The 23786-nt window shown below is 68.9% G+C and carries 19 protein-coding genes, 1 tRNA gene, 2 pseudogenes and 1 riboswitch; of the genes and pseudogenes, 7 read left to right on the forward strand and 15 right to left on the reverse strand.

The genetic code is table 11. From position 1 onward, the window contains the following. Nucleotides 1–92 precede the first annotated feature (92 nt). Entirely contained in the window at nucleotides 93–1109 is a 1017-nt protein-coding gene (locus AB0F68_RS01510) for an NlpC/P60 family protein (RefSeq protein ID WP_357332005.1), read from the forward strand. Between the two features lie 65 nt (nucleotides 1110–1174). Here AB0F68_RS01510 and AB0F68_RS01515 read toward each other — a convergent pair whose 3' ends face one another. From AB0F68_RS01515 to AB0F68_RS01525, 3 genes are all read right to left on the reverse strand, one after another. Then, nucleotides 1175–1612 carry a hypothetical protein gene (locus tag AB0F68_RS01515; protein WP_357332007.1) on the reverse strand — a complete coding sequence of 146 codons (438 nt, stop codon included), beginning with the start codon at nucleotides 1610–1612 and terminating at the stop codon, nucleotides 1175–1177. Nucleotides 1613–1789: 177 nt separating this feature from the next. Then, complete coding sequence (locus AB0F68_RS01520; RefSeq protein ID WP_357332009.1) at nucleotides 1790–6247, reverse strand: hypothetical protein; 4458 nt, start codon at nucleotides 6245–6247, stop codon at nucleotides 1790–1792. A gap of 287 nt (nucleotides 6248–6534) precedes the next feature. Next, a complete protein-coding gene (locus tag AB0F68_RS01525) occupies nucleotides 6535–8568 on the reverse strand; it encodes a peptidoglycan recognition family protein (protein WP_357332011.1) in 2034 nt (677 codons plus the stop codon). Nucleotides 8569–8792: 224 nt separating this feature from the next. Continuing rightward, nucleotides 8793–8930, forward strand: a riboswitch (cyclic di-AMP (ydaO/yuaA leader). A gap of 68 nt (nucleotides 8931–8998) precedes the next feature. On the opposite strand from AB0F68_RS01525, the gene AB0F68_RS01530 reads away from it, so the two are divergent. Continuing rightward, nucleotides 8999–9979, forward strand: a complete 981-nt coding sequence (locus tag AB0F68_RS01530) for an NlpC/P60 family protein (RefSeq protein WP_357332013.1) — start codon at nucleotides 8999–9001, stop codon at nucleotides 9977–9979. Nucleotides 9980–10039: 60 nt separating this feature from the next. Here AB0F68_RS01530 and dcd read toward each other — a convergent pair whose 3' ends face one another. Continuing rightward, nucleotides 10040–10618 carry a dCTP deaminase gene (dcd, locus tag AB0F68_RS01535; protein WP_355666607.1) on the reverse strand — a complete coding sequence of 193 codons (579 nt, stop codon included), beginning with the start codon at nucleotides 10616–10618 and terminating at the stop codon, nucleotides 10040–10042. A gap of 78 nt (nucleotides 10619–10696) precedes the next feature. Here dcd and AB0F68_RS01540 point away from each other — a divergent pair, with 78 nt between their 5' ends. After that, on the forward strand, nucleotides 10697–11242 hold the full coding sequence (locus tag AB0F68_RS01540) for a pyridoxamine 5'-phosphate oxidase family protein (protein ID WP_357332016.1): 546 nt from the start codon (nucleotides 10697–10699) through the stop codon (nucleotides 11240–11242). A gap of 69 nt (nucleotides 11243–11311) precedes the next feature. Here the strand turns inward: AB0F68_RS01540 and AB0F68_RS01545 are convergent. Further along, a pseudogene (locus AB0F68_RS01545) lies at nucleotides 11312–12294 on the reverse strand (zinc metalloprotease). Between the two features lie 242 nt (nucleotides 12295–12536). Between AB0F68_RS01545 and AB0F68_RS01550 the strand changes: the two are divergent. The 4 genes from AB0F68_RS01550 to AB0F68_RS01565 all read left to right on the forward strand — a co-directional run bounded on the left by AB0F68_RS01550 (nucleotide 12537) and on the right by AB0F68_RS01565 (nucleotide 16130). After that, nucleotides 12537–12610 (forward strand) — tRNA-Gly (locus tag AB0F68_RS01550). Nucleotides 12611–12864: 254 nt separating this feature from the next. Further along, nucleotides 12865–13320, forward strand: a complete 456-nt coding sequence (locus tag AB0F68_RS01555; protein WP_357332018.1) for a DUF3592 domain-containing protein — start codon at nucleotides 12865–12867, stop codon at nucleotides 13318–13320. 166 nt (nucleotides 13321–13486) lie between these two features. After that, nucleotides 13487–14419, forward strand: a complete 933-nt coding sequence (locus AB0F68_RS01560; RefSeq protein ID WP_357332020.1) for a GNAT family N-acetyltransferase — start codon at nucleotides 13487–13489, stop codon at nucleotides 14417–14419. A 418-nt stretch (nucleotides 14420–14837) separates the two neighbouring features. Then, a complete protein-coding gene (locus AB0F68_RS01565; protein WP_357332022.1) occupies nucleotides 14838–16130 on the forward strand; it encodes an IS110 family transposase in 1293 nt (430 codons plus the stop codon). A 165-nt stretch (nucleotides 16131–16295) separates the two neighbouring features. On the opposite strand, the pseudogene AB0F68_RS01570 reads toward AB0F68_RS01565, so the two are convergent. From AB0F68_RS01570 to AB0F68_RS01615, 10 genes and pseudogenes are all read right to left on the reverse strand, one after another. After that, nucleotides 16296–16518, reverse strand: a pseudogene (locus AB0F68_RS01570) (site-specific integrase); the annotation flags it as partial. Nucleotides 16519–16565: 47 nt separating this feature from the next. Continuing rightward, nucleotides 16566–17138 carry a GNAT family protein gene (locus AB0F68_RS01575; protein WP_357332024.1) on the reverse strand — a complete coding sequence of 191 codons (573 nt, stop codon included), beginning with the start codon at nucleotides 17136–17138 and terminating at the stop codon, nucleotides 16566–16568. 689 nt (nucleotides 17139–17827) lie between these two features. Next, complete coding sequence (locus AB0F68_RS01580) at nucleotides 17828–18202, reverse strand: hypothetical protein (RefSeq protein WP_357332026.1); 375 nt, start codon at nucleotides 18200–18202, stop codon at nucleotides 17828–17830. A 348-nt stretch (nucleotides 18203–18550) separates the two neighbouring features. After that, nucleotides 18551–19147, reverse strand: a complete 597-nt coding sequence (locus AB0F68_RS01585; RefSeq protein WP_357332028.1) for a Clp protease N-terminal domain-containing protein — start codon at nucleotides 19145–19147, stop codon at nucleotides 18551–18553. Nucleotides 19148–19531: 384 nt separating this feature from the next. Next, nucleotides 19532–20116, reverse strand: a complete 585-nt coding sequence (locus tag AB0F68_RS01590; protein ID WP_357332030.1) for a hypothetical protein — start codon at nucleotides 20114–20116, stop codon at nucleotides 19532–19534. Next, the gene (locus tag AB0F68_RS01595; RefSeq protein ID WP_357332032.1) at nucleotides 20116–20532 is read right to left on the reverse strand and encodes a hypothetical protein; all 417 of its coding nucleotides are present in this window, start codon (nucleotides 20530–20532) and stop codon (nucleotides 20116–20118) included. Before AB0F68_RS01595 ends, AB0F68_RS01590 begins: the two co-directional genes overlap by 1 nt. A 97-nt stretch (nucleotides 20533–20629) precedes the next feature. Continuing rightward, nucleotides 20630–21406, reverse strand: coding sequence for a nucleotidyltransferase domain-containing protein (locus tag AB0F68_RS01600; protein ID WP_357332034.1), 777 nt, complete (start codon nucleotides 21404–21406; stop codon nucleotides 20630–20632). A gap of 31 nt (nucleotides 21407–21437) precedes the next feature. Then, on the reverse strand, nucleotides 21438–22163 hold the full coding sequence (locus AB0F68_RS01605) for a DUF899 family protein (protein ID WP_357332036.1): 726 nt from the start codon (nucleotides 22161–22163) through the stop codon (nucleotides 21438–21440). An 81-nt stretch (nucleotides 22164–22244) separates the two neighbouring features. Beyond that, on the reverse strand, nucleotides 22245–22724 hold the full coding sequence (locus AB0F68_RS01610) for a GNAT family N-acetyltransferase (RefSeq protein WP_357332038.1): 480 nt from the start codon (nucleotides 22722–22724) through the stop codon (nucleotides 22245–22247). After that, complete coding sequence (locus AB0F68_RS01615; RefSeq protein ID WP_357332040.1) at nucleotides 22724–23722, reverse strand: aldo/keto reductase; 999 nt, start codon at nucleotides 23720–23722, stop codon at nucleotides 22724–22726. Before AB0F68_RS01615 ends, AB0F68_RS01610 begins: the two co-directional genes overlap by 1 nt. Nucleotides 23723–23786 lie beyond the last annotated feature (64 nt).

Here is a 23786-nt window from a genome sequence, read left to right on the forward strand (position 1 = left end):
GCCTTCCCTAATGTGGGGCACCGACCGCTGTGGGTCGTCTGCCTCGATCTTCCCTCTCGCGAGGCGCCCGGCGGTCGGTTGCAAAGGAGTCCGTGCCGGTGGCAACCATGCCCCCTCCTCGTCACGCCCCGAGCCAGTCGCCCGGCCGACCGGCCGGGTTCCACCGGGTGGTACGCCGTCTCCTCACCGTGGTCGCCGCCGTCGCGGTCGGCGCCGGGCTGCTCGCGGCCCCGGCGCACGCGGCGCCGTCGGTGGACGAGATCGACGCCCAGATCGACAAGCAGTGGGAGCAGCTCGAGCCCACCATCGAGCAGTACAACAAGGTGCGCGCCCAGCTCAAGGCCAACAAGAAGAAGTCGGCCGACCTCGAGAAGAAGATGGTGCCGCTCGAACTGGAGTCGGCGCTGGCGATGAACAAGGTCGGCGACATCGCCGCCCGCTACTACATCCAGGGCCCGTCCCAGGACCTCGGCGCCCTGCTGGTGAACACCAAGCCCGGCACGCTCGCCGAGCAGCTGGTCATCCTCGACCGGCTCGCCGACGACCAGCGCAGGCAGATCGCCGGCGTGCTCGCCGTCCGGGACAAGTACAACCGGCAGAAGCAGAAGCTGGACGCGCTGATCGCCACCGAGGTCAAGCAGAGCAACGAGCTGGCGGCGAAGAAGAAGCAGATCGACTCCGAGATCAAGCGGCTGACCGCGATGCTGCCGGTGACCTCGATCCGCCCGGAGGGCTGCCCGGCCATCGACGGCGTGGTGAGCAGCGCCGCGCGGACCGCGATCAAGACGGCCTGCCTTCAGGTCGGTGACCCGTACGTCTGGGGTGCCACCGGGCCCAACTCGTTCGACTGCTCCGGTCTCACCCAGTACGCCTACAAGGCGGCGGGCATCTCCCTCACCCACTTCACCGGCGCGCAGTGGAACGAGGGCAGGAAGATCTCCGCCAGCGATGCCAGACCGGGCGACCTGATCTTCTTCTACAGCGACCTGCACCATGTCGGGCTCTACCTCGGTAACGGGCTGATGGTGCACGCGCCACGGACCGGCAAACCGGTCCAGGTCGCCAAGATCGCCTACATGCCGGTCGCCGGCTACCGACGACCGTACTGATCGACCCCGAGCAGCACGAAGGCCCCCGGTCCGCGCGGACCGGGGGCCTTCGTCGTATCGATGGGTCAGCTCGTCCGGCCCACCGTCTGCACGTCCACCCGCTCGTGGGCCTCCGCTGGTAACGGCTGCTGGAGCTCGATGCGGACGTCGTACTCCCCGACCATCGGCACGTTGGTGAGGGCACTGTAGGTACCCCGTTTGCCGGGGACCTCCATCAGCGTGATCGGCCCCTGCCGGTGGGACGTCGGCATGGCGATCATGTCCGTCCAGGCGACCATCCGGGCCATCGTGATCGGCTGGTACGTCCCCGGGCTCACCGCCTGCACCTCGATCTGTACCTGCAGATTCCCCACGTGTCGGGCCTTGACGTCCAGCACCGCGGCAATCGAACCGGTCGGACGGCTGGAGTCGGGGTGTGCCGTGGCCGATGCCGCCGCCTCGGCTCGCCCCTCCGGCCTGGTGGTCAGGAAGGCGACGCCGCTGACCGCCACCGCGATGGTCATGCCGGTGGCGACTCCGGCCAGGAATCCGGGCCGGCGCCTCGGCGGCGCCATAGGGGGTCGACGGCTCCGCCGCCGTCCGTCCGGCACCGGCTCGACGAGCCGCCATCTGGAGGTAGTTGTCATGAGGTTCCTCTCCGGGGTGCGGGCGGCCACGCGGCCGCCCGCACCCGTGCTCGGTCAGCCGACGGGATGGTCCGGAAGCTGGATCAGTCCGGTTCGGGGCGTCCCGTACACCCGGAAGATCCCCCACTGCCCGCCCGTCAGATGCGGGAAGAGGCTGTTGGACCGGTAGAGGTAGTCCCCGGGTACGGCACGTGGGCCGCCGGCACCACCGGTCACGTCCGGGTCGAGCACCACCGGATACACGGTGCCCGGATTGAACTCGCCCTGGAATGCCTTGATCTGCGACTGCGGATCCTTCGGTGCCGCCCGCCAGGTGTGGCCGTGCAGGGTGAACCCTGTCGATCTTGGTTTGCCCACCGCCTGACCGACCCACAGGACCGTCTTGTCGCCCGCGTACGCCTCCAGCAGCGGCGTGCTCGGGTCGCCGTGCGGGTAGCTGCTGAATATCGTGGCGACGTCATCGCTTGCCGCGTACCGGTGGTTCCATGGCTCGTTGCGGTAGTTCACCGCGACCTCGCCGGAATCCTCGGGGTCGTCGGTCTCCCGGCTCGGCGCGACCGCCAGGTCGACGTTGTCGGGGACGTCCGTGCCGTTGGCCCGGAACAGGGCCAGGTCGCTGTTGAGCAGGACGACGTTCTCCCGGTAGTCCTTCCCGCTGGGATCGACGATGACCGCCTGGGTACCGGATTTCAGGCTGGTGCCGTCCTTCGGGTTGAGCCAACTCGTGCCCTTGGGTTCGATGACCAGGCCGCCGAAGAGCCCGTGGTGCCCGTGGTGCAGTGGGTCGGCCTGGTCCTGCAGCAGGGCCAAACCGGTGATGTTCTCCGGCGCGTACCAGCTGAAGTTCCGCTGCTCGCCGACTCCGACGGTCAGGTCACCGAGCAGTCTTCCATCGTCCCCGGTGTTGGTCCCCCGCGATTCGAGGTAGTAGCTCAGCAGGGTCGGCGTGAGCGACACCCGTGAACTGACCGGATAGGGCTTGAAGCCCGGCACGTTCCGCTCGTCCTTCGGAGGCTGGTCCAGGCAGCCCGGAAGGGTGTTGCCGTTCCCTCGTCGCCAGCCGAGCTGACCGGGCTCGGTGGCCTCGAAGCAAGAGGGCTTCATCTTGGCCGGATCGAGTTGGTTCTTCAGGGTCACCTGGATGCAGTCACCGGCATTGGCTCTCAGCACGAGCGGTTCTGCCGGCTTCGCGCCGGACCGGATGGCAGCCACGTCCTCCTCAAGCGCGAACATGGCACCGTTCGGATCATGGTCGCCGGCCTTGTTGTAGACGATGTCGTGGTTGAACGCCACCACCGTGAACTGCTTGACACCGGGGCCGGGAACCGATCCGTCGCAGATCTTCTCGCCGCCGCCGAGCCCGGTGCAGCCGGTACCCGTCTGCCACGTGTCGGGAAGCATCTGGATGGCGGTATTGCCCTCACCCTTCGGGTCGTCGCAGTCAAGGACGCTGAGGTGTCCCCAGGCCCCCAGGAACCGGTCGTCTGATCCGGTCAGGCCGTAGACGTACGTTCTCGTCTGTATCCAGTCCTGCCAGCCGAACTCACCGCCCAGGTCGAGGTTCATGTCGAAGTATTCGAGGACGCCGAGGTGCTGGGCCTGAACCAGGTTTGACTCGGGATCACGTGGTTCGGATTTCCAGGGGAACCGATCGATGCTGAAGCCGTGGGACTCCTCCTGCGAAAGTTGGAAGATGCGCCATTTCACCCGATCTCCCTCGTGCGCCAAGAAGTGAGTTGTATACGGGCCGCCATGCGGATCGGTGTCGTACACCCGTGAGGGGTCAGCATTCTTCCTGCCCTCGAACGGCTCCAGCCGGTAGCTGAGTCCCACCACACCCTGATCGTCCGGGCTCGACGGGAACTTGGGCGGGTAGATCGGCACCCCGTCGGGCGTCACGAACTGGTCGTCATTCGGATCGTTAGGGTCGGCCGGCTTGAACATCGGCACATGGTCTTCCACGAAGACCGAGAAGTTGCGGTAGTCCTGGTGGTCGATCGCCTTGCCGTGGTAATCGGTGCCTGGGTCGCAGTAGATGTCGACGACCGTTCCGACCCGCACCGGCTCCGCTGTCTGGGGATTGTGGTATGTGCACCCGGCTGGATGCACGCTGGCGCCGCCCAGCAGTCCGTTGTCCTGGTGCACGTTCGGGAAGAAGTGATCGTGGAAGCTGCTGGTAGCGAGGTCCTCGTGCACGAACGACCGGTAGGTGATGGTCTGCCCGCGATCGGCGCCCTGGTCGTAGTTCCAGCCGTTGGCCGCGCCATCGGAGGTCAGCACGTCGAACTGGACGAGGTGCTGATGGATGCCCGCCTCGTTGGTGACCTGGGCGCGATCGAAGACGTTGCCGCCGAAGTTCTCCGGCAGCTCGTTGGTGAAGTTGTAGATCACGCAGTCGCCGACGTTGAACAGCGGCGCGAACGGTTCCGGTTTTCGCCCCCCGAGGACCGCCTGTTTATCGTCCTGCAGGACGTAGATCCTGGCTTGCGGGTTCTTCCATTTCAACTCTTCGTTGTAGAACTGCGCGACCTGGATGGCGGCAACGTCGAAGTTCTTCACCGGAGTCTGTTGACCGTCGGATCGCGTGGCCGGGCAGGGGTTCTGGAAGAAGCCGCCCGGGACCTGGGCGCCCGGGTCAGCCGCGTCCTTCTCCTTCTGTGTGGGCGGGAACACCCCGCTCGCCTGGCGGCTCGCCACGCCGAGCGGCGGCTTCGGCGCTTTGAAACCGAACTTGCCGGGCACGAAGTGCGGGTAGCCCGGCTTCGCCTCCGTCGGCGCGGGCGGTGGGTTCACCCCGGCGACCGCTGGCTGGTAGTCGAAGTCCTCCAGCGGCAGCAGGGCCGGCACGGTCGTGCCGTCCGGCAGCGTCCGCGTGCCGTCCTCCAGCTTGTCGTGGGTCCGATTCAACGCCCACATGCCGTTGGCAAAATGCGGGTAGAGGTGGCAATGGAAGATCACATCACCGAACGTCGCCGGCTTGCTGTCATGCGAGGAACCGGCGCCGCCCTCCGGTATGAGCGCGTAGTGCGCCCCCGGGGAGACTGCCTGCACATCGAGGATGTTGGTGACGCCGATGTGATGCGTCGGCTTGCTCACCTCGGCCAGCCCGCCCTCGTCCTGCGGGTCGAAGGGCCACCGGTTGACGTGCCAGTGGAAGGTGTGCGTCTCCCGCTCGGCGGCGTGCAGCAGCCGGATCTGCATCGGCTCGCCGCGGTAGTTCGCGAAGACCAGGTCGCCGCCGCCCGGGTCGCCGTACGCCCAGGAGGACAGCGCGGTCTCCTCGCCGTGGCACTCCTTCGCGTCGAACCCCTGCGCGTTGCGGGTCGCCGCCGGGCAGCCGATTTCCTCCCGGTTGAACCCCGGCTCGGCCCGGTAGTTGAACGCGAACCATTCCAGCTTGACCGGCACCTCGCCCTGCACCAGCGCGTCCGCATCCCCGCCGGAGAGGCCGGGCAGGGTGCCCTGCTTCAGCTTGGTGAGCTCGGCGGCTGTCGGGTCGACGCACTCCCCGTTGGCCCGGTCCTCGGCCACCCCGTCCTGCCCGTTCCGGCAGAACCGGGTGAGGATGCCGGAAGCGGCCTCCACCTCGTCGTGCATGAAGATCACGTGCTCCCGGTGGTCCGGTGCGCCGGGCGCGGGGTCCTTGATGACCGCCCGCGTCCCAGAAGCGAGCGGGGTGCCATCTCGGGCATCCACCCAACTGGTGCCGGGCTTCTCCACCACGATTGCGCCGAAGGCCCCGAACGAGTGCGACCCGATGGAATTGCCCGCGCCGGTCTCGACGGAGGTGAGGTCGGCGCCGTCGTTGAAGTGGAACTCGCCCTCGACGGCCGCCGAGTACCGGTAGGTGGCGGTGGCGCCGGGGGATACGGTCGAGTCGGGGTTGAGTCCCGCCGCCGTGCCGTCGGAGCCCTTCGGGTCGAATGCCAGGCCCTCCATGTGGATGGACGCCGGCGGCGCGGCCGCTGGGTCGAAGTCGTTGTGCGGGACGGTCCGGGCCGGGGCGAATCGACGCGGCTCCGGCGTCACGGTGCCGGCAGTCGCCAACTGCTCGCCAGGAAGCAGGAAGATCGAATCGTTCCGGACAAACGACGGCGCTTCTTCGTGGAGCCGGTTGGTGAACCGGATCGTCACACAGTCGCCCCGGTGCGCCCGCAGCACCAGGGGCTCGATCAGGTCCGCCTGGTCATTGGGGTCGGCGGCCTTGGCGAAGTTGGCCCGGACGGTGGTGATGTTCTCGTCGAGGACATACATGCGCCCTTCGGGAACGACGTCGCCAAAGCGGTTGAGGAAGATCGGAATGTTGATCAGTGAGACGTCGAAGCTGCGTGCCGGCGCCCCTGATACACACGGATTGCCCGGCTCGGTAGCCTTTGCTGGCAGGTCGGCGGCCATGGAGCTGGACATCGCCCACACCGCTCCACCGGTCAACGCCAGCCATGCGCCGGCCAGCAGGCCTCCGGCCACATACGTCCAGCGGCGTCTGCTCTTCGCCCGGATGAACACGGTCATCGCCACCACGCCCAGCAGGGCGAGTGGGACCACCTCCACTATTCCTGTACGCACCGTGTCTCCCCTCGTCGACGGTGTCGTTCATGTCGATCGCGGGCGAGCAGGTTCGCCAGGTGTCGAAGATGCTCCCCCGTGATCTATCGACGTATGGGAATTTACCGTTCGCAAGCGGCTCTGTAAAGAACCTGCCACGGACGGTGACGAGGTGAAGCCTTTTGCCGTAGAACGGCGGCAAGGGTTCCCGGGTGGAACCGGGAACCCTTGCTCGATCGCCGAAAGTGGTGTGCTCAGGACGTCTGTGCGGCCGGCAGGATCTGTACGTCGTCGAGGTTGACGAACATCACCCGGTGGCCGAACTGGACCTGCACGTACTTGTTCTCGCCACGGACGACAGTCCGGTCACCCGGGGCGGAACCGTCGAACGAGACCGCCCGGTAGTACTCGCCCGGCAGGACGCCGCCGACCGCGTACCGCTGGCCAGCGGGGAAGGTGTACTGCAGCGGCGAGATGGTCTGGTACGGGATGTAGGACGGGTAGGCCGCCTGCTCCGGGTAGGCCCGCCCGTACACTGGGATGGTGGCCTTGCCGGGCTTGGGGGTCACCACGAAGCCCGCCGCCCACTTGGCCGTGGGCGCCGAGGCCGGATTGTAGAACCAGGCCTTCTGGCCGAGGTACCAGATCGCCGTCCAGTCACCCTGCACGTCCGCCAGCGCATACGTCTGGCCGGCGGAGGCGCGGGCGCCGTGATCGGAGATGTACATGGTGTTCGGCGTGCCGTTCGGCCGCAGCCCAGGGTCGTTGACCAGCGGGGCGGTCGCGCTCGGCGCGGTGCGCAGGATGACCGAGGACGAGCCGCGCAGCGGGCAGGGCTCAGCCGGGGGCACCGGGCCCGGTGGCAACGGGGGCTGCTGGTTGCAGCCGTAGAAGGCCGGCTTGTTCGCCGCGTAGTCCGGGTCGATGGTGACCAGGCCGGTGTTCGGCGTTCCGGTGGACTTGAGCGGCGCCTTCAGCAGATCGAAGTAGTGCGACCAGTCCCAGTACGGGCCCGGGTCCCAGTGCATGTCATCGACCAATCCGGCGGTGGTCCCGGGGACGTTGTCGTGGCCGAGGATGTGCTGCCGGTCCAGCGGGATCTGGAACTTCAGCGCCAGGTGGCGGACCAGCTTGGCCGAGGCCCGGTACATCGCCTCGGTGTACCAGGTGCCGCGCCCGGCGAAGCCCTCGTGCTCGATGCCGATGGACTTGGCGTTGACGTACCAGTTGCCGGCGTGCCAGCCGACGTCCTTGGCCTTGATGTGCTGGGCGATATACCCGTCCACCGAGCGCAGCGTGTAGTGCCAGCCCAGGTAGGTCACGTCCTGGACCTGGCCCACGCTGGGGCCGAAGTAGCCCTCGGTGTCGTGGATGACGATGTACTCGAGCTTCTGCTGTGCCGGCCGGTTGCCGATGTCGTGGTTGCCGTAGTCCCAGGTCTGGGTCTTAGGGATGTAGTACTCCCCGTACGGTGCGGGGATCCACTCGCAGGCGAGCCGCACCGGGCACTCCAGGCCGTCCGGCCGCTCGGCGCGGCGCAGCCCCAGCTTGTGCAGCCCGGACTGGTCCGGCGTCACCGCGGTGGCGGCCAGGGTCACCCGCTGGCCGTCGTCGGTGGTCCGGGCCGCGCCGAGGCCGAGCTGGTCGTAGACCTCGTCGGCGAAGGCCGCCGCCGCGTCCTCGGTGTCCGCGCCGGAGTAGCGGGCCACCGCGCCGTACCAGGCCGCCGGGTCGCTGCCGGCGCCGACCGGCGCACCCAGCTCCTTCTGGTACGAGGCAAGCAGCGCCGCCCCGCCCCGGATGTTCGCGGCCGCGTCGGTCCGCAACGTCTCCTCGGTGAGGCCGGTGAGCGCCGCGGCGGCGTCGAGCGTCTGCAGGGACGCCTGCGGCAGCACGTCATCCGCCGGTGCGGCCGCGATGGCCGGGTCGAGGGTGAGCGGGCGCGAGTCGTCGCCCCGCGGGTCCTCGTTCTCGTCCACGTGGCCGCTGGCCGGGGTCGCGAGGACCTGCTGGGCATCGGTGAGGTGCATCGGGCCGTAGCCGCCGCTGGTGCTCGGCTGGCCCGGGTGGGTGTCCCAGCGCGACTCCAGGTACGACACGCCGAGCAGGACGCTCTGCGGCACGCCGTACTCCGCCGCAGCGGCGGCGTACTGCTCCTGACGGTCGGTGGTGGGTTGGGCGGTGAGCGGTTCGGCGGCCACCGGGCCGGTCGCCACCAGGGCCGTGGCCGCCGCGACGGCGGCTGCCAGCAGCATCCGTCTGCCCGACGGCGGGGGTGAGAGGTGCATCGAACCTCCAGACAGGGATGGGGGTCACTGCGTCCTCACCCTCGCCCCACCCACCCTCCGGGTCAATACCTTTCCAGCAGGTAATCTCGCATGAAGAAAACCTTCATCCACGATCGGGGCGACATACGGAGTGTCACGGCGTCTCGGGTTGCGGATCGGTAACGGCCATCTCTACTCTGGTCAATCGTCGGCCGACTGTTTCACCGACCAACCCGGGTGGTGACGGTCCGACACCGCCGAGTCGCCTTCGGGCGAGCCGGGGACCCAGGTAACTGGGGTGAATCCGCAGCCACTGCGGTAGGGCGGCTCCCTTCCCGCCCGAACCCGTCAGCTAACTCGGTAGGCGGGCACGAAGAAGGAGTACGGAAGCCCGGTGGCACACCATGCCCCGCGGCCACCGTCAAGCCGGTCGGTCGACCGGTCGACGGCTGTGCCGCGTTCCCGCTGGTCCCGCTTCACCACCGCCCTCGCCGCCCTGGCCGGCACCGCCGTCGTCCTGACCGGCGGCGCCACGGCGGCCCATGCCGAACCGTCGGTCACCGAGATCGAGCGCCAGATCGACCAGGACTGGAACAAGCTCGAACCGATCATCGAACAGGTCAACGCCACCCGCGAGCAGCTCGCCGTCAAGCGCAAGCAGGCCGCCGCGCTCGGCAAGCAGATCGCCCCGCTCCAGGCCCGGGTGGACGCCGCCCTCGGTCAGGTGGGCGGGCTCGCCGCCGACGCCTACAAGGGCGACAACAACCTCTCCACCGTCAACGCGCTGCTGGGCAGCCGGTCGCCGAGCGAGCTGGTGGACGGCCTCGCACTGCTCGACCGCTTCGCGAACCGCCAGCAGGAGCAGGTGCGGACCGTCGCCGAGCTGCGCGACCAGTTGGCCGCCAAGAAGCGGCCGCTGGACGAGATGATCAGCGACCTGGCCCGTACCGAGGCCCAGCTCGCGGCGAAGAAGAAGCAGATCGACGCCGAGATCGTCAAGCTCCAGAAGCTCCGTCTCAAGGTCTACGGCAACGGCGGCGGCGGTCCGCTGCGCCCCGCGCCCTGTCCCGCCGGCTACCCCGGTGGTCCGGCCGGCGTCGCGGTCAAGTTCGCCTGCGCCCAGATTGGCAAGATCTATGTCTGGGGCGCCGCCGGCCCCGACCACTACGACTGCTCCGGGCTCACCATGGCGGCCTGGGCCAAGGCCGGCGTCTCGCTGCCGCACAACGCCCGGCAGCAGCACGACGTGACCAGGCGGGTGAGCCGGAGCGAGCTGCGCGCCGGTGACCTCGTCTTCTACTACAGCGACCTGCACCACGTCGGCATGTACGTCGGTGACGGCTGGGTGGTGCACGCCTCCCAGTCCGGCAAGCCGATCACGATGAAACGCGTCGACGACGGCCAGATCAACAGCTACGGCCGCCCGGGCTGACCGGTCCGCAGGGGCTCCCGCGTCGCGGGGGCCCCTGCGCCGTCACGGCGTCCGGCTCCGTCAGCGGGTCGGCCAGGTGCGCCAGTTCTGCCAGGACCGGCTCGGGGTCGGTCCGCGCTGCCCCTGGTAGCGGGACCCGTAGACCGCCGAGCCGTACGGGTGCTCGGCCGGCGAGGAGAGCCGGAAGATGCAGAGCTGGCCGATCTTCATGCCCGGCCAGAGGGTGATCGGCAGGTTCGCCACGTTGGACAGCTCCAGCGTGACGTGACCGGAGAAACCCGGGTCGATGAAACCGGCCGTGGAGTGGGTGAGCAGGCCGAGCCGGCCCAGGCTGGACTTGCCCTCCAGGCGCCCGGCGAGCTGGTCGCCCAGCGAGATCACCTCGAGCGTGGACGCGAGCACGAACTCGCCGGGGTGCAGCACGAACGGCTGGCCCTCGGGCACCTCCACCATCGAGGTGAGGTCGTCCTGCTGCACGGCCGGGTCGATGTGCGTGTAGAGATGGTTGTTGAAGACCCGGAACAGCCGGTCCAGACGTACGTCGATGCTGGACGGTTGCACCAGCGTGGGCTCGAAGGGCTCCAGCGCGAGCGTGCCCGCCTTGATCTCGGAGACCAGGTCGCGGTCGGAGAGCAGCATCGGAACACCATAGCGACCGGTACGGGTGACCTGCGTGTCGGACTACATCTTCGTACACCTGTTCGATAGAATGTCCGCATGGCTTCCTGGTCCGAATTCGCCGCCGACGAGCCCCGACTCGCCGACGAGATCCGCCTCCTGTTGCAGCAGTACGGGCCGGGTTTCGGCTACCTCGCCACGGTCCGCGCCGACGGCGGCCCGCGAGTGCACCCGGTCTCCCCGGTCATCACCGACGACGGACTCTGGTGCTTCGTCATCGACTCGCCCAAGCGTCGCGACCTCGAACGCGACGGCCGCTACGCGCTGCACTCCTTCCCGCCGGAGGAGAGCGACGACGAGGCCTACGTGGCCGGCCGGGCCCACCCGGTGACCGATCCGGCGACCGTGGCGCGGGTGGCCCGGATCGGCCGGGCCGCGCCCCAGGGCGACTGGCGGCTGTTCGAGTTCACCGTCGACGTGGCGATGCTGACCCGGCGCGACCAGGTGGTTCGCCCCGCCGGCGGCCGGCCGGAGGTGCGGGTCTGGCTCGACCCGCGGGCGACCGCCCCGGTCCGACATGACCCCCTGGCCTCGGAAGGCCGGCGTGGCCGGCACGGCTTCGACACCCGCCGCCCCGCGGCCTAGCCCTACTCAAAAAGCTGGTGCCGGTCCCGTCCGAGGACGGAACCGGCACCAGCTTGTGGTGCGCGACGGTCAGGCCGCGCGGTAGGCGTTCCACGCGGTCAGCATGCGGCTCGCCTGACCAGGGGTGAACTGGTACATGCACGAGTCGTAGGTGTAGTCCATGAAGTTGGTGATCGGGTCCAGGCCCGCCGTGGTGCAGGTGTCCCGGCCCGTCGGGCACTCGAAGGCCGGCGAGCCCTCGGCCGGGGTGTCGGAGACGCTGTCACCCGAGCCGGAGCAGCCACCCTGGAAGGTGTGGTAGAGGTTCAGCCAGTGGCCGATCTCGTGGGTGCCGGTGTCGCCCTGGTTGTAGTTGGTCGCGGTGCCGCCCGGCAGCGACTCGCTCAGCGCGACCACACCGTCCATGCTGTTCAGCTTGCGCTGCGGAAAGGTGGCCCAGCCGAGCAGGTCGTCGCTCAGCTCGCCCAGGTAGATGTTGAGCGTGTTCTTGCCGCCCTCGCGCAGCGAGGTCTTCATCGAGCGCTCGGCGGAGGAACCCTGGACGATCGGGTACCAGGCGGCGTGGTGACGTGGTGCACCTTGGTGAGCTGGAAGCTGAAGGCGGTCGGGGCGCCACCGGTGGCACCGCTGTACGCCTTGTTCAGCACGTCGATCTGCTGGGTGACCATCGAGTCCGGGATGTTGCCGCCGGCCCGGGTGCTGTCCCGCTGGATGACGTGGACGACGACGGGGATGGTCACCGTCGCCAGCGTGGTGGCCCCGGCGCCGGTGCGGAAGTTGGCCCGCTCACGCAGCGCCGCGGCCAGGTCGGCGTCGCGCTCGCGGACCTGCTTGGCGGTCAGCTCGTTCGGGTCCAGCTTGGCGTGTCCACCCTTCTTCACGCGGGCGTCGGAGTGGACGTCGGCCGGCTCGACGCAGGAGCCGGACGGGGCGGCCGAGAAGGCCGATGCTGCGGGGACGACGCCTACGGCAGCGGTGCTGAGCAGCAGCGCGAGGGTCGTCGACGCGACGCCGGCGGTACGCCGGGTCAGCAGGTTGGGACGGAGTCCCATGGGCCCACCTCTTTCGAACGGCGTGCCAGGGGGTGTGTCACGCCGGGTCGGAAACGTGTGGGAGACGTTACATCCCATCGAAGAATTTGAGAACGACCATATGTTGCCGTGGTGAAACTTTCTGCTGCTGGTCGACGCCCCGGCCGTTGCAAGATCGTTTCGGGCTGGTTGCGGCGCGTGATCCGGCTCCGGGGGTACCTGGGTGCAGGGAGGCGGTGACCTCAGGTACAGTGGTGCCGCCTGCGGGTGTAGTTCAATGGCAGAACATCAGCTTCCCAAGCTGACAGTGCGGGTTCGATTCCCGTCACCCGCTCCACGCGAAAGGCCCTGGTCAGGACGTCAATCCCGGTCAGGGCCTTCGATGTTCCACGGGCCACCTGCGCCCGATTGGCCATCCACGGGCCACTAGCCACGCTTCTTACCGGCCTCCTTGCCCTTGCCCTCGGCCTTGTCCGAGGGGACGGCCACCGGCTTCTTGGCCCTCTTGCGCTCGGCGTCGGGACGTTCTACAACGCACTCGTCCCACCCACCGACTGACCGATGCGAACCGAGACGCGGGGAGGGCCGGGAATGGCGAGCCCGTTCGGCCGACGGGAGCTGGGGTTGGTCCTGGCAGTTGTCCTGGGCACCCTTCTGATCGGCGGCGGGATCCTGCTCGACGCTCGGCTGACTGCGGCGATCGACGAGCGGGTACGCGTCGGCGCCGAGACGACCGGCCGGGTGGTCCACGTCGAACGGTTCAAGATCAGCCGTTCGTTCGCCGCCACGAGGTTGACCGTGGACTACACGTTCGACGGCGTGCGGCACCGGGAGCGGTTCTCCAGCGAACTCGACGAGAGTGAGTTCCACGTCGGGGACGTACTCGCGGTACGCGTCGACCGGGCGGATCCGACCCGGGCTGCCACGCCGGACGGGTACGCGACGGAGGACCTGCTCCTGCAGGCGCCGACCCTCCTGGAAGGCCTCGGCATCGTCGTGATCATGATCTCGCTCGCGCTGCTCAGAAGGGGTCCCCGGCGCGAGTAGGTGGGCGGGACCGGGGTGTCGCCCCAGCCCTGGGTCGGGGCGGCAGCTCCGCACGGGAGGCGTCAACTCGTGGTCGACGGCAGGAGGTCGTCAACCTGTGGGGCGAGAGGAGCCCCCTCGGCCCGTGCGAATCATGGTGCTGAGCTTCGCGACGTAGCCTCTGCACGTGATCTCCTACCGCGCTACCGCCCCCGCAGACCTCGACCGCGTGACCCCGTGGATCGTGACCGAGCCCGTTGGGTGGATCTCCGCCGACCGTTACCTGGCCGAACTGACCGAGGACATGTACCGGCCGGAATGGACATGGATCGCCGAGCACGACGGCCAGGTCGTGGGACGGGCATTGTGGTGGGGGCCGAAGGGCAGCCCGCATCCGGTCGCGCTCGACTGCCTCGACGTGGATCCTGCCGTGGGCGACCGTGCCGCCGTCGCCGCCGAGCTAATCAGGGCCGCGCTGGCCGGGTTCCCGGAGCCGGTGCAGTACAGGATCAAGGTCACCGGTGGCTGGCGCGACGATCCGGCCACCTCGGCGGCCGTGGAGTGGCGGCGGGCGGCGGCGCATGCGGCGGGCCTCACCCGGGAGGTGGAGCGGCTGCAGTTCGAGTGGGCACCCGCCGACGGGATGCCCCCCGTGGCCGGCAGGCTGCGGTTCACCGAGGCCTCCGACGAGGAGTTCCTCGCGGTGTTCAGGAGGATCGCCGAGGGCAGCCTGGACGCCCAGACCCGTGCGAACCTGGCCGCCAAGGGCGTGGACGCGACCGCGCGCGAAGAGATGGACTTCTATCTCAGGGCGCCGGGCAAGCGGGAGTGGTGGCGGATCGCCTACACGCGCGAGGGTGAGGTGGCGGGCATGGCGATTCCCTCCGCGACCTCGTACAACGTGAACGTCGGCTATCTCGGGGTGGTGCCGGAGTTCCGCGGGCGCGGCTACGTGGACGAGGTGCTCGCCGAGATCACCCGCCTTCACGCGACCAACGGGGAGTCGTGCATCACCGCCACCACCGACATGGGTAACGCGCCTATGGCGGCCGCTTTCGGTCGCGCCGGATACCGCAACACGGGGATCCGGATCAACCTTTCCAACGACGTCCAGCCCTAAACGAGGAAAGGCCGGTGCCGACATTGCAACGCACGAGCTCGGACCGCCTCGCCGAAGCTGCGGATTGGAGGGCAGGCCGGGCCATCCACGGGCCGCAAGGTGGTGTCATCGGGGGTCAAACCAGGCCGCGCGGGACCGCGTTGAGCAGGCGTCCGGCTGCTTTTACAGCCGATCTTGTGCGGTTCCCAAGCTGTTTCCGGGTCCCTTCGGGGCGCCGCGCATGCGGGAAAATCGAGGTGGTCGCCCGCCGACGTCGGTACTTTCATGGCGCAGGTGAGGCCGTCAAGCTGTTTGACGCTGGGAGCCGCTTCGAGGGGCTGCGCATTGTTGCTACGAGCACGAGGGTCCGACTCTTCATCTTCCCCGCCGGCTCCCGCGGGTGACCCTTTCCCCGTCCCAACCCCCACGGGAGAGTGTCATGGAAGAGGTCGACGAGCAGGACTTACACGTCGAGCGGGTTGCCGCACTCGATCTGGGTAAGGCGGTGTTGGAGGCGTGCGTGCGGGTTCCACACGAGTCCAGGCCGGGCCGGCGCATGCAGGAGGTACGCGGCTTTGCCACCACCACGTCGAGGCTGCTGCAGATGGCGGACTGGTTCCGCCGCTGGGGCGTCACCCGGGTCGTGATGGAGTCAACCAGCGACTACTGGAAGGGTGTCTACTATCTGCTCGAGGCCGAGGGCTTCGAGTGCTGGCTGGTTAACGCCCGCGACGTGAAGAACGTGCCCGGGCGGGCCAAGACCGATAAGGCCGACGCGGTGTGGTTGGCCAAGGTCGCCGAGCGGGGCATGTGCCGGCCGTCGCTGGTGCACCCCAAACCCATCCGGGAGCTGCGCAATCTGACCCGCTACCGGCGTTCGCTCATCCGCGACCGCACCCGGGAGATGCAGCGGGTGGAGAAACTGCTCGAAGACGCCCAGATCAAGATCACCTCGGTGGTGAGCGACGTGTTCGGGGTATCCGGGCGGTTGATACTTCAAGCGCTCATCGATGGCCAGCGCGACCCGACGGTCCTCGCTCAGATGGCCAGGGGTCGGCTGCGCGTCAAGATCGCGCAGCTGCAGGAGGCGTTGCGGGGGTTCTTTACCGATCACCACGCCACCATCCTGGCGATGATGCTGGACAACATCGACCGGCTCAGCGCACAGATCGCCGCTTTGGACACCAGGATCACCGAGGCTGTCGCCCCGTTCGCTCATCAGGTGGCGCAGCTGGGTGAGATCACCGCAGTTGGCCCCACCGCCGCGCAGGAACTGATCGCCGAGGTGGGCGTGGACATGAGCCGTTTCCCCTCCGACGCGCACCTGGTGTCGTGGGCCAAGTTCTGCCCGCAGACCCACGAGTCCGCCGGAAAGAAGAAGAACAAGGGCCGAGCAAAAGGCAGCCCGTGGCTGGCCGCCACCCTGGGCAACATCGCTGGCAGCGCCTGCCGGACCGACACCTTCCTCGGCGCACGACACCGACGCATCGCCAAACGTCGCGGCAAACAGAAGGCGACCGTGGCCACCGGCAATGCGGTCCTGGTCATCGTCTACCACCTGCTGTCCGACCCCGCGGTCCGGTTCCGCGACCTCGGCGCCGACCACTTCGACACGCGCATCGACAAACAGCGCAGGGCCCGAAACCTCGCCACGCAACTCCAGGCAGTCACCGGTCAAAAGATCACTATCCGCGACGGCAAGGCCATCATCGCCGAACCCGAAGCCGCCTGACCCACCCGCCTACAAACCCGGCTCCGCTACGCTCCGCCGGGTGCTGCCGCCTGCCCACTCACCGTTGGATTTTCGGGTCTGACAGTGCGGGTTCGATTCCCGCCACCCGCTCCACCGCGAGGCCTCAGCTCAGGACAGGTTTCCTGGCTGGGGGCTCAGTCGTTGCTACCGCTTCTTGCGCTGGCCGTGCCCGCTACGTGCCCGATCACCTGCTCTGCTTGATGTGCGAGCTGAGCGCGTCGGCGATGTGCTCGTCGCGCTCGCGGGCGGTGTGCTGGTAGATCATCGCCGCCCGGGTCGAGGCATGGCCCATCCGGGCCATCAGGTCGGCCAGGGTCGCCCCGGTTTGGGACGCCAGCGTATTGCCGGTGTGCCGCAGGTCGTGAAAAGCGAAGCACCCGGATGCCGGGCGACGTCGCGGGAGGGAGAGAGGACTCAGCGGGCGGGCACCGGCTCGGACGACGGTCGCCACTCCCGCCTGATCAGCCCGTAGACCCACGAGTCGGAGACCTCGCCGTTCACGACGCAGTCTTCCCGCAACGTCCCCTCACGCACGAACCCGAGCTTCTCCAGCACGCGGGCAGATGCCACGTTGCGTGTATCGGTCTCGGCCTGGACTCGATTCAGGTCCAGCGTGTCGAATGACCACCGCAGCAAGGCGCGCGCGGCCTCCGTCGCGTAGCCGTGGCCCCACGCTGCATCGTCGAAGCAGTAGCCCAGCGATGCGCTGCGGTAGTCCGGGTTCCACCGGCTCAGGCTGCACCAGCCGATGAACCCCCCGTCCGAGACACGATCCACGGCCAGCCGCGCCCCAGTGCCCCCCTCTGCCATCTGCCGGCAAGCCGTGATGAACCGCTCGGCGCGCACGCGATCGTTCCACGGCGGCGCGTCCCAGTAGCGCAGCACGTAGGCGTTGCTGTGCAGCGCGAAGAGATCGTCCGCATCCGCGTCGTCGAAGGGACGCAGCGTAAGGCGAGTGGTGTGCAGCGTGGGGGTGGGCAGCGACATGGGCGTCACCTTCCCTCCTGTGATTGGTGGCCGATCAACCAGACATCCGATGCCGGCCACTCGCAATGGCTTTACTCGGCGTCACGGTCCCTATCCGGCATGCGCAGGGCCCCTTCGGCCCATCAACTGAAGCCACCGTCTAACACATCACGCGGAGTACGACCGGCCAGCTGCCGGCGACTTGTTCAAAGTTCTGTACGTCTTCAAGGCGGCCTTGACGGGCGCGCGCCGCCGCCTGGGCGCGCGCCGGCCGCTGCCGCTGTCGCTCTGCGGCCGTCACGCCTGATGCCCGGCGGCTGGCGCGGACAGCGGAGAGCCCGGTGGGCCGCCGCGGAACGACAGGCCGTTGACGGGTGAGGGTTGGGCCGACAGCCGGCCGGGCCGCGCGGCCACGAGCCCGCGCGGTGTGGGAGAGCGGACGCCGGCCGCGGGCGGCTAGAGCGCCTCCGGCGGGGGCGCTCCGGCTTCAGGATGGCCGGGGCTCCGTCGGCGGCCTGCGGTTCCGTGGGTGGTTGCGGTAGGCCATCACACCGCCGCCGACCCGGGACGAGCCGAGCAGACCACAGCCGGGGCCGCCAGCGTCCGTCCGTGCGTCAAGGCTGTCTTGACGTGGGGCCCCGGCGGCCCGCTTCCACAAGGGCGGGTCGACGGCGACGGGATGGCGAGGCTTCCCTGACTGGATCAATGCCTCACCAGTCGCGCCATTCGTCGGTAAGTTCTGCCCGGTCGATGTTTCGCCGGGAGGTAAGACCATCGGCATCAATGCCCGCATCTGTCAGGACATCATCGATGTATTCACACAGTTCCTCGCGCTCGCCCGTCTCGATCCTGCTCCCGTGTTCCTCGTCGATCGCGTTGAGAGCCATGACGACCCGCTTGACCGATGCGAAGACCTTGTCATCGGGCGGTGACGAGAACGAACGTACGTCTGCTTCATAGGCGTCAAGAGCAGTATCGACAGCAGCGATGAATGCCTCTGGCCAGAGGTCCAGGGCGTAGGCGCCATTCTCAGCGAGGGTTCCTGCGGCGATGCGGCGCTTCTGGTTCTGCACATGGGTGGCCAACTGAGTGACGATCGGTGCACGCGACGGACGGACTCGGACGACGGCGGATTGCTGCAGCAGCTCAGCAGGGGCTCACCGGCAGTTCACCGCCCGCCGATCATCTTCCGGGACGAGGAACCTTGAAGGGTGCCGGGTCCGGTGGGGTCTACTCAGGGCGCCGGTCGCATGCCACGCGTGCGGTCTCCCCACGCCGCCTCTTACTCCCACCGGTTCGGCTCACGCCTCGGGTGCCCCGGGCGCACCTGTTGAAGGGAGCGACTTTACCCACGACCGCCTTGCGCGAGCCAGAGGATCGACGGCGTGCCCGAGACGAGGAGGTCTCCGCAGGATGGGTCCCGTACCCCTGGCCTAGAACATGCTCCAGCCGACGAAGATCACCGCGAGCGCGACGACGGTGCTGGCCGCAAACAGGGCCCCTCGCCACGAATTCCCCGGTGTTGTGGAACGACCCAGGCGCCTCCACGCCCGCCGAGCACCCCAGCCGGGCGCGGCCATGAGTCTTTCGGCGCCAGCCACACCGTTCAAATTCGTGACGTACCGCGCGACGGTTTCCGCCGTTACGCCTTGCTCCTCGAATGCCGAGATCACCGCGGTGGGTCCGTGTGCGAGCAGTGCGGCGAGGAGGTGTTCGGTGCCGACGTGTCCCGCACCGCCACGGGCGGCGAGTCTGATTGCCGCAGCTAGGACCCGGCGCGCATGGTTGTCGAATCGCACCTCGGAAGACCACGTTCCGTTCCCTGGCGTGATGCCCAATGCTGCGATCGCCCGGCTGGCATCGAAGCCGTATTCACGTCGCCACCGCGCGACGTTGCCATGGTCGTACATGAGAAGCGCAACCGTGAGATCGAACGGGCCTACGAGTTGCCCGGTCTCCTTTGCCGAACCGAAGGCGGAGGTGACCACTGCGCCGATGTGGTCCGTCCAGTGGTCGAATTGGGGAGCCACGGCTGCACTGTAGGCGTGCCCGAGGGTGTCAGCCGCAAGCGGCTCTCCATCGACCCAGTACCGCCACGCCGAGCCGCCACTGCAACCAGTAGTTGGCGAACTGTGCTGCATAGCGGGGTCAGCTGACGCAGGCTTGAACCCGGCAAAGCGCACGCCGCGTCGTCGTCCGCGAACGGCGGCACCGTCCCGGCAGCGAGGTGCCGGCAAGTCGCAGTACATCCCACTACGACCAGCTGACACGTGAAGTGCTCGGATGACTGCGAGCAGGCATCCGAGTCGAATGCTCCCGTCGCACGACCGTCATAGCTCCACCCACAATCGCCGGCAGGGGTGGGGCCCGAACGACGGGGCCAGCGGTCACCAGAGGCCGCTAGAACGAATTGCTCATCCGGCGTGGGTGCACTCCTCGCCCTGCTCACGCAGGCTGAGCAGGATGAGCTGGAGCCGGGCGGTGTCCGGTGAGGTACCGCCGAGGGCGAAGATGAAGATGTAGACGGCGTCCCGGTTGGTCGGCACCGGTGCGGCGAGGTATCCGACCAGCTGCACCTGTTCCTGCGGGGATCCGGCTTCAGGGTGAGTCAACCTCGGATACGCGGCGAACACCTCGGCCACGGATGCGCCGGCTCGGATGCCTTCCGGTGTGCGCGTCTGTTCGGGCCCGCTGAGCACAGCCAGGCCGTGGTGTCGGGAGAAGTGGATGCTCACTCCGCCGGCGGTCTGGATGCTGCAGGTCGAGTTGCCGGCCCAGTCGACGGGATACCGAAGGTCACCGGTGGCGGTCGCTTCCTGGCTCGACATGCCGAGTTTCAGCTCGCCGATGCCAGTCGGGCCGAGTACCAACTGCTCCGGCGGGCGGTCGTGCTCGCCGCGGGCTCGTGACGCTTGGTCTCGGGCATCACGGAAGCCAGCGACGACGGCGATCGCGAGCAGGGCGACGAGGGTGACCTGAATCAGCCGAACGACACGCATCAACCCTCCGAAGATGTGAGGTCTGTCCGGTGGAGGTAGCTCATCTCCGGCGAATCGCTTCCCGGCCCCGGTCTCGGCTTCGTGTGTCGCTCGGTGTGGGGCAGGGGTACCTCGATGAGCTTGCCGTCGTACAGCATCCAGAGGCCGAAGCAGTCGTCCTCCTCGTCGTGAATCAGTACCTGCAGCGACTCGGGGCGCGGCCAGGGAAGAGCCTGCAGGTAGTCCAGCAGCTCCGCCCAATGGTGCCGGTGGGTGAATTCAGCGGCCCAGCCGCGGCCGAACGTACCTGGCCACTCGCTCTCTATCGGCACGAAGATGTTGTTCCACGGCCGGGTGCCGTCGTTGTCCCGGGTCAGCGGGGCCATGACCTCATGGGCGTCGGCGGCCAGCACAACGACTTCCGCGGACCTGCTCACACCGGCATTCGATCTTCTAGAAGGCGATCACCGCAACCCCTGTCGTCGCGGTCGGGTGTGCCCGGTGGCCGAGGCGCACCGGCCGCTGCGGGCGGCCTCACGCGCCGAAGCGACGCCAGGCGTCCTCGGCCACCGCGTTCACGCTGTCGCACGCGACGACCAGATCGGCGGCGGTGAACTGCTCCGCCTCGCCGGCACGCCAGCCGACGGCCCGCTGCGCGAGCTGGGCGTACTCGGGAAACAGCGCCGCGAGATGGTCGCCCGCCGCGGCCTTCGAGATGACGTCGGCGTGGGCCAGCGTGTAGTGCAGCCGCGCGGGTCCCAGCACGAACCAGCTCACGATGCCGCCGTCCACGACGGTGGCGGGGGCCACGCCGCCGAGTTCCGCCCGGAACAGGGTCACGCTGGTCTGCCAGTACTCCCGCAGGTTGTCGAGGTTGTATCGGCGGAGCTGCTCCGGGTCGACCCGTACCCCCAGCTCGGCGACGGCCGGGCCGCGCACCGGTATGCCGTAGCGCTGCAGGGTCAGCCAGAGAACCGGGGTCAGCTCGCCGCACGGCTGGTCGGTCCGCAACTCGCCATCGACCACGTACGGGACGACCCGGCCGTCGGTCGGCCAGGACCGGGCCAGCGCGGGTTCGAGATAGACCCCGTCGAAGTGGGGTGACCGAGGCATTCCGGCATGGATCCGCGCGAGCTGGGCCAGGTCGTCACCGGTCGGCGGGCGCGACGTCAGGATCACCGTGTCGACGTCACTGGCGCCGGGCTGCCAGGCGCCGAGCGCGGCGGACCCGACGACGTAGAGCCCTCGCACGTAGCCGGGCAGGGCCTCGTCGACGGTGTGCAGATATCGCCGGGTCAGCTCCTCGATCATTCCGTTGACGGTAGCCGCGCCTAGCCCTCGATCACTTCCCGCAGCAGGATCCCCCCGTCGCCGCGACGCCCGGGCGGCCCCACTGGGCGACCGGGCGGCCGTCGAGACGCCACGGGTGTCCGCTGACCTTCGGCCACCCCTCCGGTGAGTCCTCCCAGTGCTCCTGCCGCCCGTACACGGTGAGGTCGAGGGCGTGGTAGCTGGTCATGAGCGCCTCCACGCCGCGCCCGGTGGTCCAGTAGGTCTCGTAGACCTGGTCGTCGTCGCGCAGGTAGCAGACGATGAGCCCGAAGTCTCGGCCGGCCACCAGCGCCGGGTCGGAGTCCCGGGCCGAGTACCAGGGGAACGGGTAGCCCATGAACTCCGCGAACGGGGCGCTCTCGGCGTACGAGCCCTGGCAGAAAACGGCGTAGGTGACATCCCGGGCGTGCAGGTAGTCCAGCATCTCCATGTGGCAGGTCGAGAAGGTGCAGCCCTCGCACTGGTCCTCGAACGGCTTGCCGTCGTGCCACATGTGGAAGTAGGCCATCAGCATCCGGCGGCCCTCGAAGACGTCCAGCAGCGGCGTCTCACCGCCGGGGCCCTGCACGGTGACGGGCGGCACCGGGGTCATCGGCAGCCGGCGGCGAGCGGCCGCGATCGCGTCGCCCTCGCGGGTGTGCGCCTTCTCCCGGGCCAGCAGGTGGTCACGCTCGCGCAGCCAGGTCTCCCGGTCGACGATCGGTGGCAGGGCGGTGCGGAAGGTGGGAGTTGCCATCGGGGCGGTCTCCTTCGGGCGTCCGAGTCGGTCACCGGTATGGACCTGCCCCGCCCCCGATTCTCATCGGTCGGCCCGGGATCAGAGGTCGAGGACGTGCCGCAGGCAGGGCTCGCCGCCGAGCAGCACCTCCTCGACCGGCACGAACCCGGTCCGCCGGAGCACCGCCAGGGAGGTCGGGTTCGCCAGCGCGGCCGAGGCGACCAGTCGGCGGAGCCCGTACTCCTCGCGGGCCAGCGCGCAGACCCGGCGGACTCCCTCCTGGGCCAGGCCGCGCCCGGTGGCCCGCTCGGCCACCCGGTAGCCCAGCTCGGCGCTGGCGTCGGCGACGTCGACGAGGTTGAACCGGCCCAGCACCGTGCCGTGCTCGTCGACCAGGACGTGGAAGTGGCATCCGCCGGTGTCCTGCTCGATCAGCAGGTCCGCCAGCCGGTCGGCGAACTCGTCGAAGTAGTCGTCGCCCCGGTCCCGTACGAACCGGGCGAAGTACGCCCGGTTCACCCGCTCGAAGCGGAGCAACGCCGGCGCATGGTGGGCGGCGAGCCGTTCGAGTTCAGGCATCAGGCGACGGTAGCAACGCGGAGGTCGGCCAGCAGGTCCTCCACGGCGGCGAACTCGTCGGGCCGCAGCGGGCCGTGGGTGAGCGCGCCGGCGTTCTGCTCGACCTGGGCGACGGTGCGGAACCCCGGGATCGGGACGGTGGTCGCGCTGCGCGCCCACAGCCAGGCCAGCGCGCCCTGGGTGGGCGTACGGCCGCCGGTGGCGAACACCTCCCGCAGGGCCTCCACCCGGGCCAGCCACTCGGGCGCCCCGGCGCCGTCGCGGAAGTAGGTCATCCAGTCGTAGCTCTGCGACCGCACGTCGTCCCGGGCCACCGTGCGACCGTCGGCGTACTTGCCGCTGAGCAGGCCCATGGCGAGCGGTCCCCGGTTGATGCTGGCCAGCCCGGCCCGTTCGCACAGCTCGATCATCGCCGGCCGGTCGGCCAGCACCGACATGTCGTGCTGAACGGCCGTGCAGTGCGGACCGGCGGCGGCGAAGGCCGCGGCGCGCTCCGGGTCGTCGGTGCTCCAGCCGTACGCCCGGATCTTGCCGGCGGCGACCAGGTCCTCGAGCGGCTCGATCAGGTCGAGAGCCTCCTCGACCGGCAGGTCGCCGAGGTGGAGCTGGTAGAGGTCGACGTGGTCGGTGCCTAGCCGCCGCAGGGAGCCGTCCAGGCAGCTGCGCAGGTACGCGACGCTGCTGTCCGTGCCGCCGGCCTCCCGGGTCCGCTCGTCGAAGGTGAACCCCCACTTCGTGGCGATCACCACCCGGTCCCGGTCGGCACCGAGCGCCCGGCCGAGCACCACCTCGCTGTGCCCGGCGCCGTAGCTGCTCGCCGTGTCGAATAAGGTGACGCCGAGTTCGAGGGCCCGGCGGACGGCCCGGGTCGACTCGGCGTCGTCGACCCGGCCCCACCCGTACTGGTTGGCGCCACCGGCGTACGGGCCGCCGATCGCCCAGCAGCCCATGCCCAGCGCACTGACCTCGATCCCGCTCCGTCCCAATGTGCGCTTCATGATCCACTCCCCGCTTCCGCAATGTGCGTCCTGCGTCCTGCCGGGTCACACTCTGCGGCTTAGA

The organism is Micromonospora sp. NPDC023966, assembly GCF_040639095.1.
GTDB lineage: Bacteria > Actinomycetota > Actinomycetes > Mycobacteriales > Micromonosporaceae > Micromonospora.

What these genes read in the sequence shown, in the direction of transcription:
- AB0F68_RS01515 (WP_357332007.1), bottom strand. Translation starts at nt 1,612, where the DNA reads ATGACCATCGCGGTGGCGGTCAGCGGCGTCGCCTTCCTGACCACCAGG.
- AB0F68_RS01520 (WP_357332009.1), bottom strand. Translation starts at nt 6,247, where the DNA reads ATGACCGTGTTCATCCGGGCGAAGAGCAGACGCCGCTGGACGTATGTG.
- AB0F68_RS01525 (WP_357332011.1), bottom strand. Translation starts at nt 8,568, where the DNA reads ATGCACCTCTCACCCCCGCCGTCGGGCAGACGGATGCTGCTGGCAGCC.
- dcd (WP_355666607.1), bottom strand. Translation starts at nt 10,618, where the DNA reads ATGCTGCTCTCCGACCGCGACCTGGTCTCCGAGATCAAGGCGGGCACG.
- AB0F68_RS01540 (WP_357332016.1), top strand. Translation starts at nt 10,697, where the DNA reads ATGGCTTCCTGGTCCGAATTCGCCGCCGACGAGCCCCGACTCGCCGAC.
- AB0F68_RS01555 (WP_357332018.1), top strand. Translation starts at nt 12,865, where the DNA reads ATGGCGAGCCCGTTCGGCCGACGGGAGCTGGGGTTGGTCCTGGCAGTT.
- AB0F68_RS01565 (WP_357332022.1), top strand. Translation starts at nt 14,838, where the DNA reads ATGGAAGAGGTCGACGAGCAGGACTTACACGTCGAGCGGGTTGCCGCA.
- AB0F68_RS01575 (WP_357332024.1), bottom strand. Translation starts at nt 17,138, where the DNA reads ATGTCGCTGCCCACCCCCACGCTGCACACCACTCGCCTTACGCTGCGT.
- AB0F68_RS01590 (WP_357332030.1), bottom strand. Translation starts at nt 20,116, where the DNA reads ATGCGTGTCGTTCGGCTGATTCAGGTCACCCTCGTCGCCCTGCTCGCG.
- AB0F68_RS01600 (WP_357332034.1), bottom strand. Translation starts at nt 21,406, where the DNA reads ATGATCGAGGAGCTGACCCGGCGATATCTGCACACCGTCGACGAGGCC.
- AB0F68_RS01605 (WP_357332036.1), bottom strand. Translation starts at nt 22,163, where the DNA reads ATGGCAACTCCCACCTTCCGCACCGCCCTGCCACCGATCGTCGACCGG.
- AB0F68_RS01610 (WP_357332038.1), bottom strand. Translation starts at nt 22,724, where the DNA reads ATGCCTGAACTCGAACGGCTCGCCGCCCACCATGCGCCGGCGTTGCTC.
- AB0F68_RS01615 (WP_357332040.1), bottom strand. Translation starts at nt 23,722, where the DNA reads ATGAAGCGCACATTGGGACGGAGCGGGATCGAGGTCAGTGCGCTGGGC.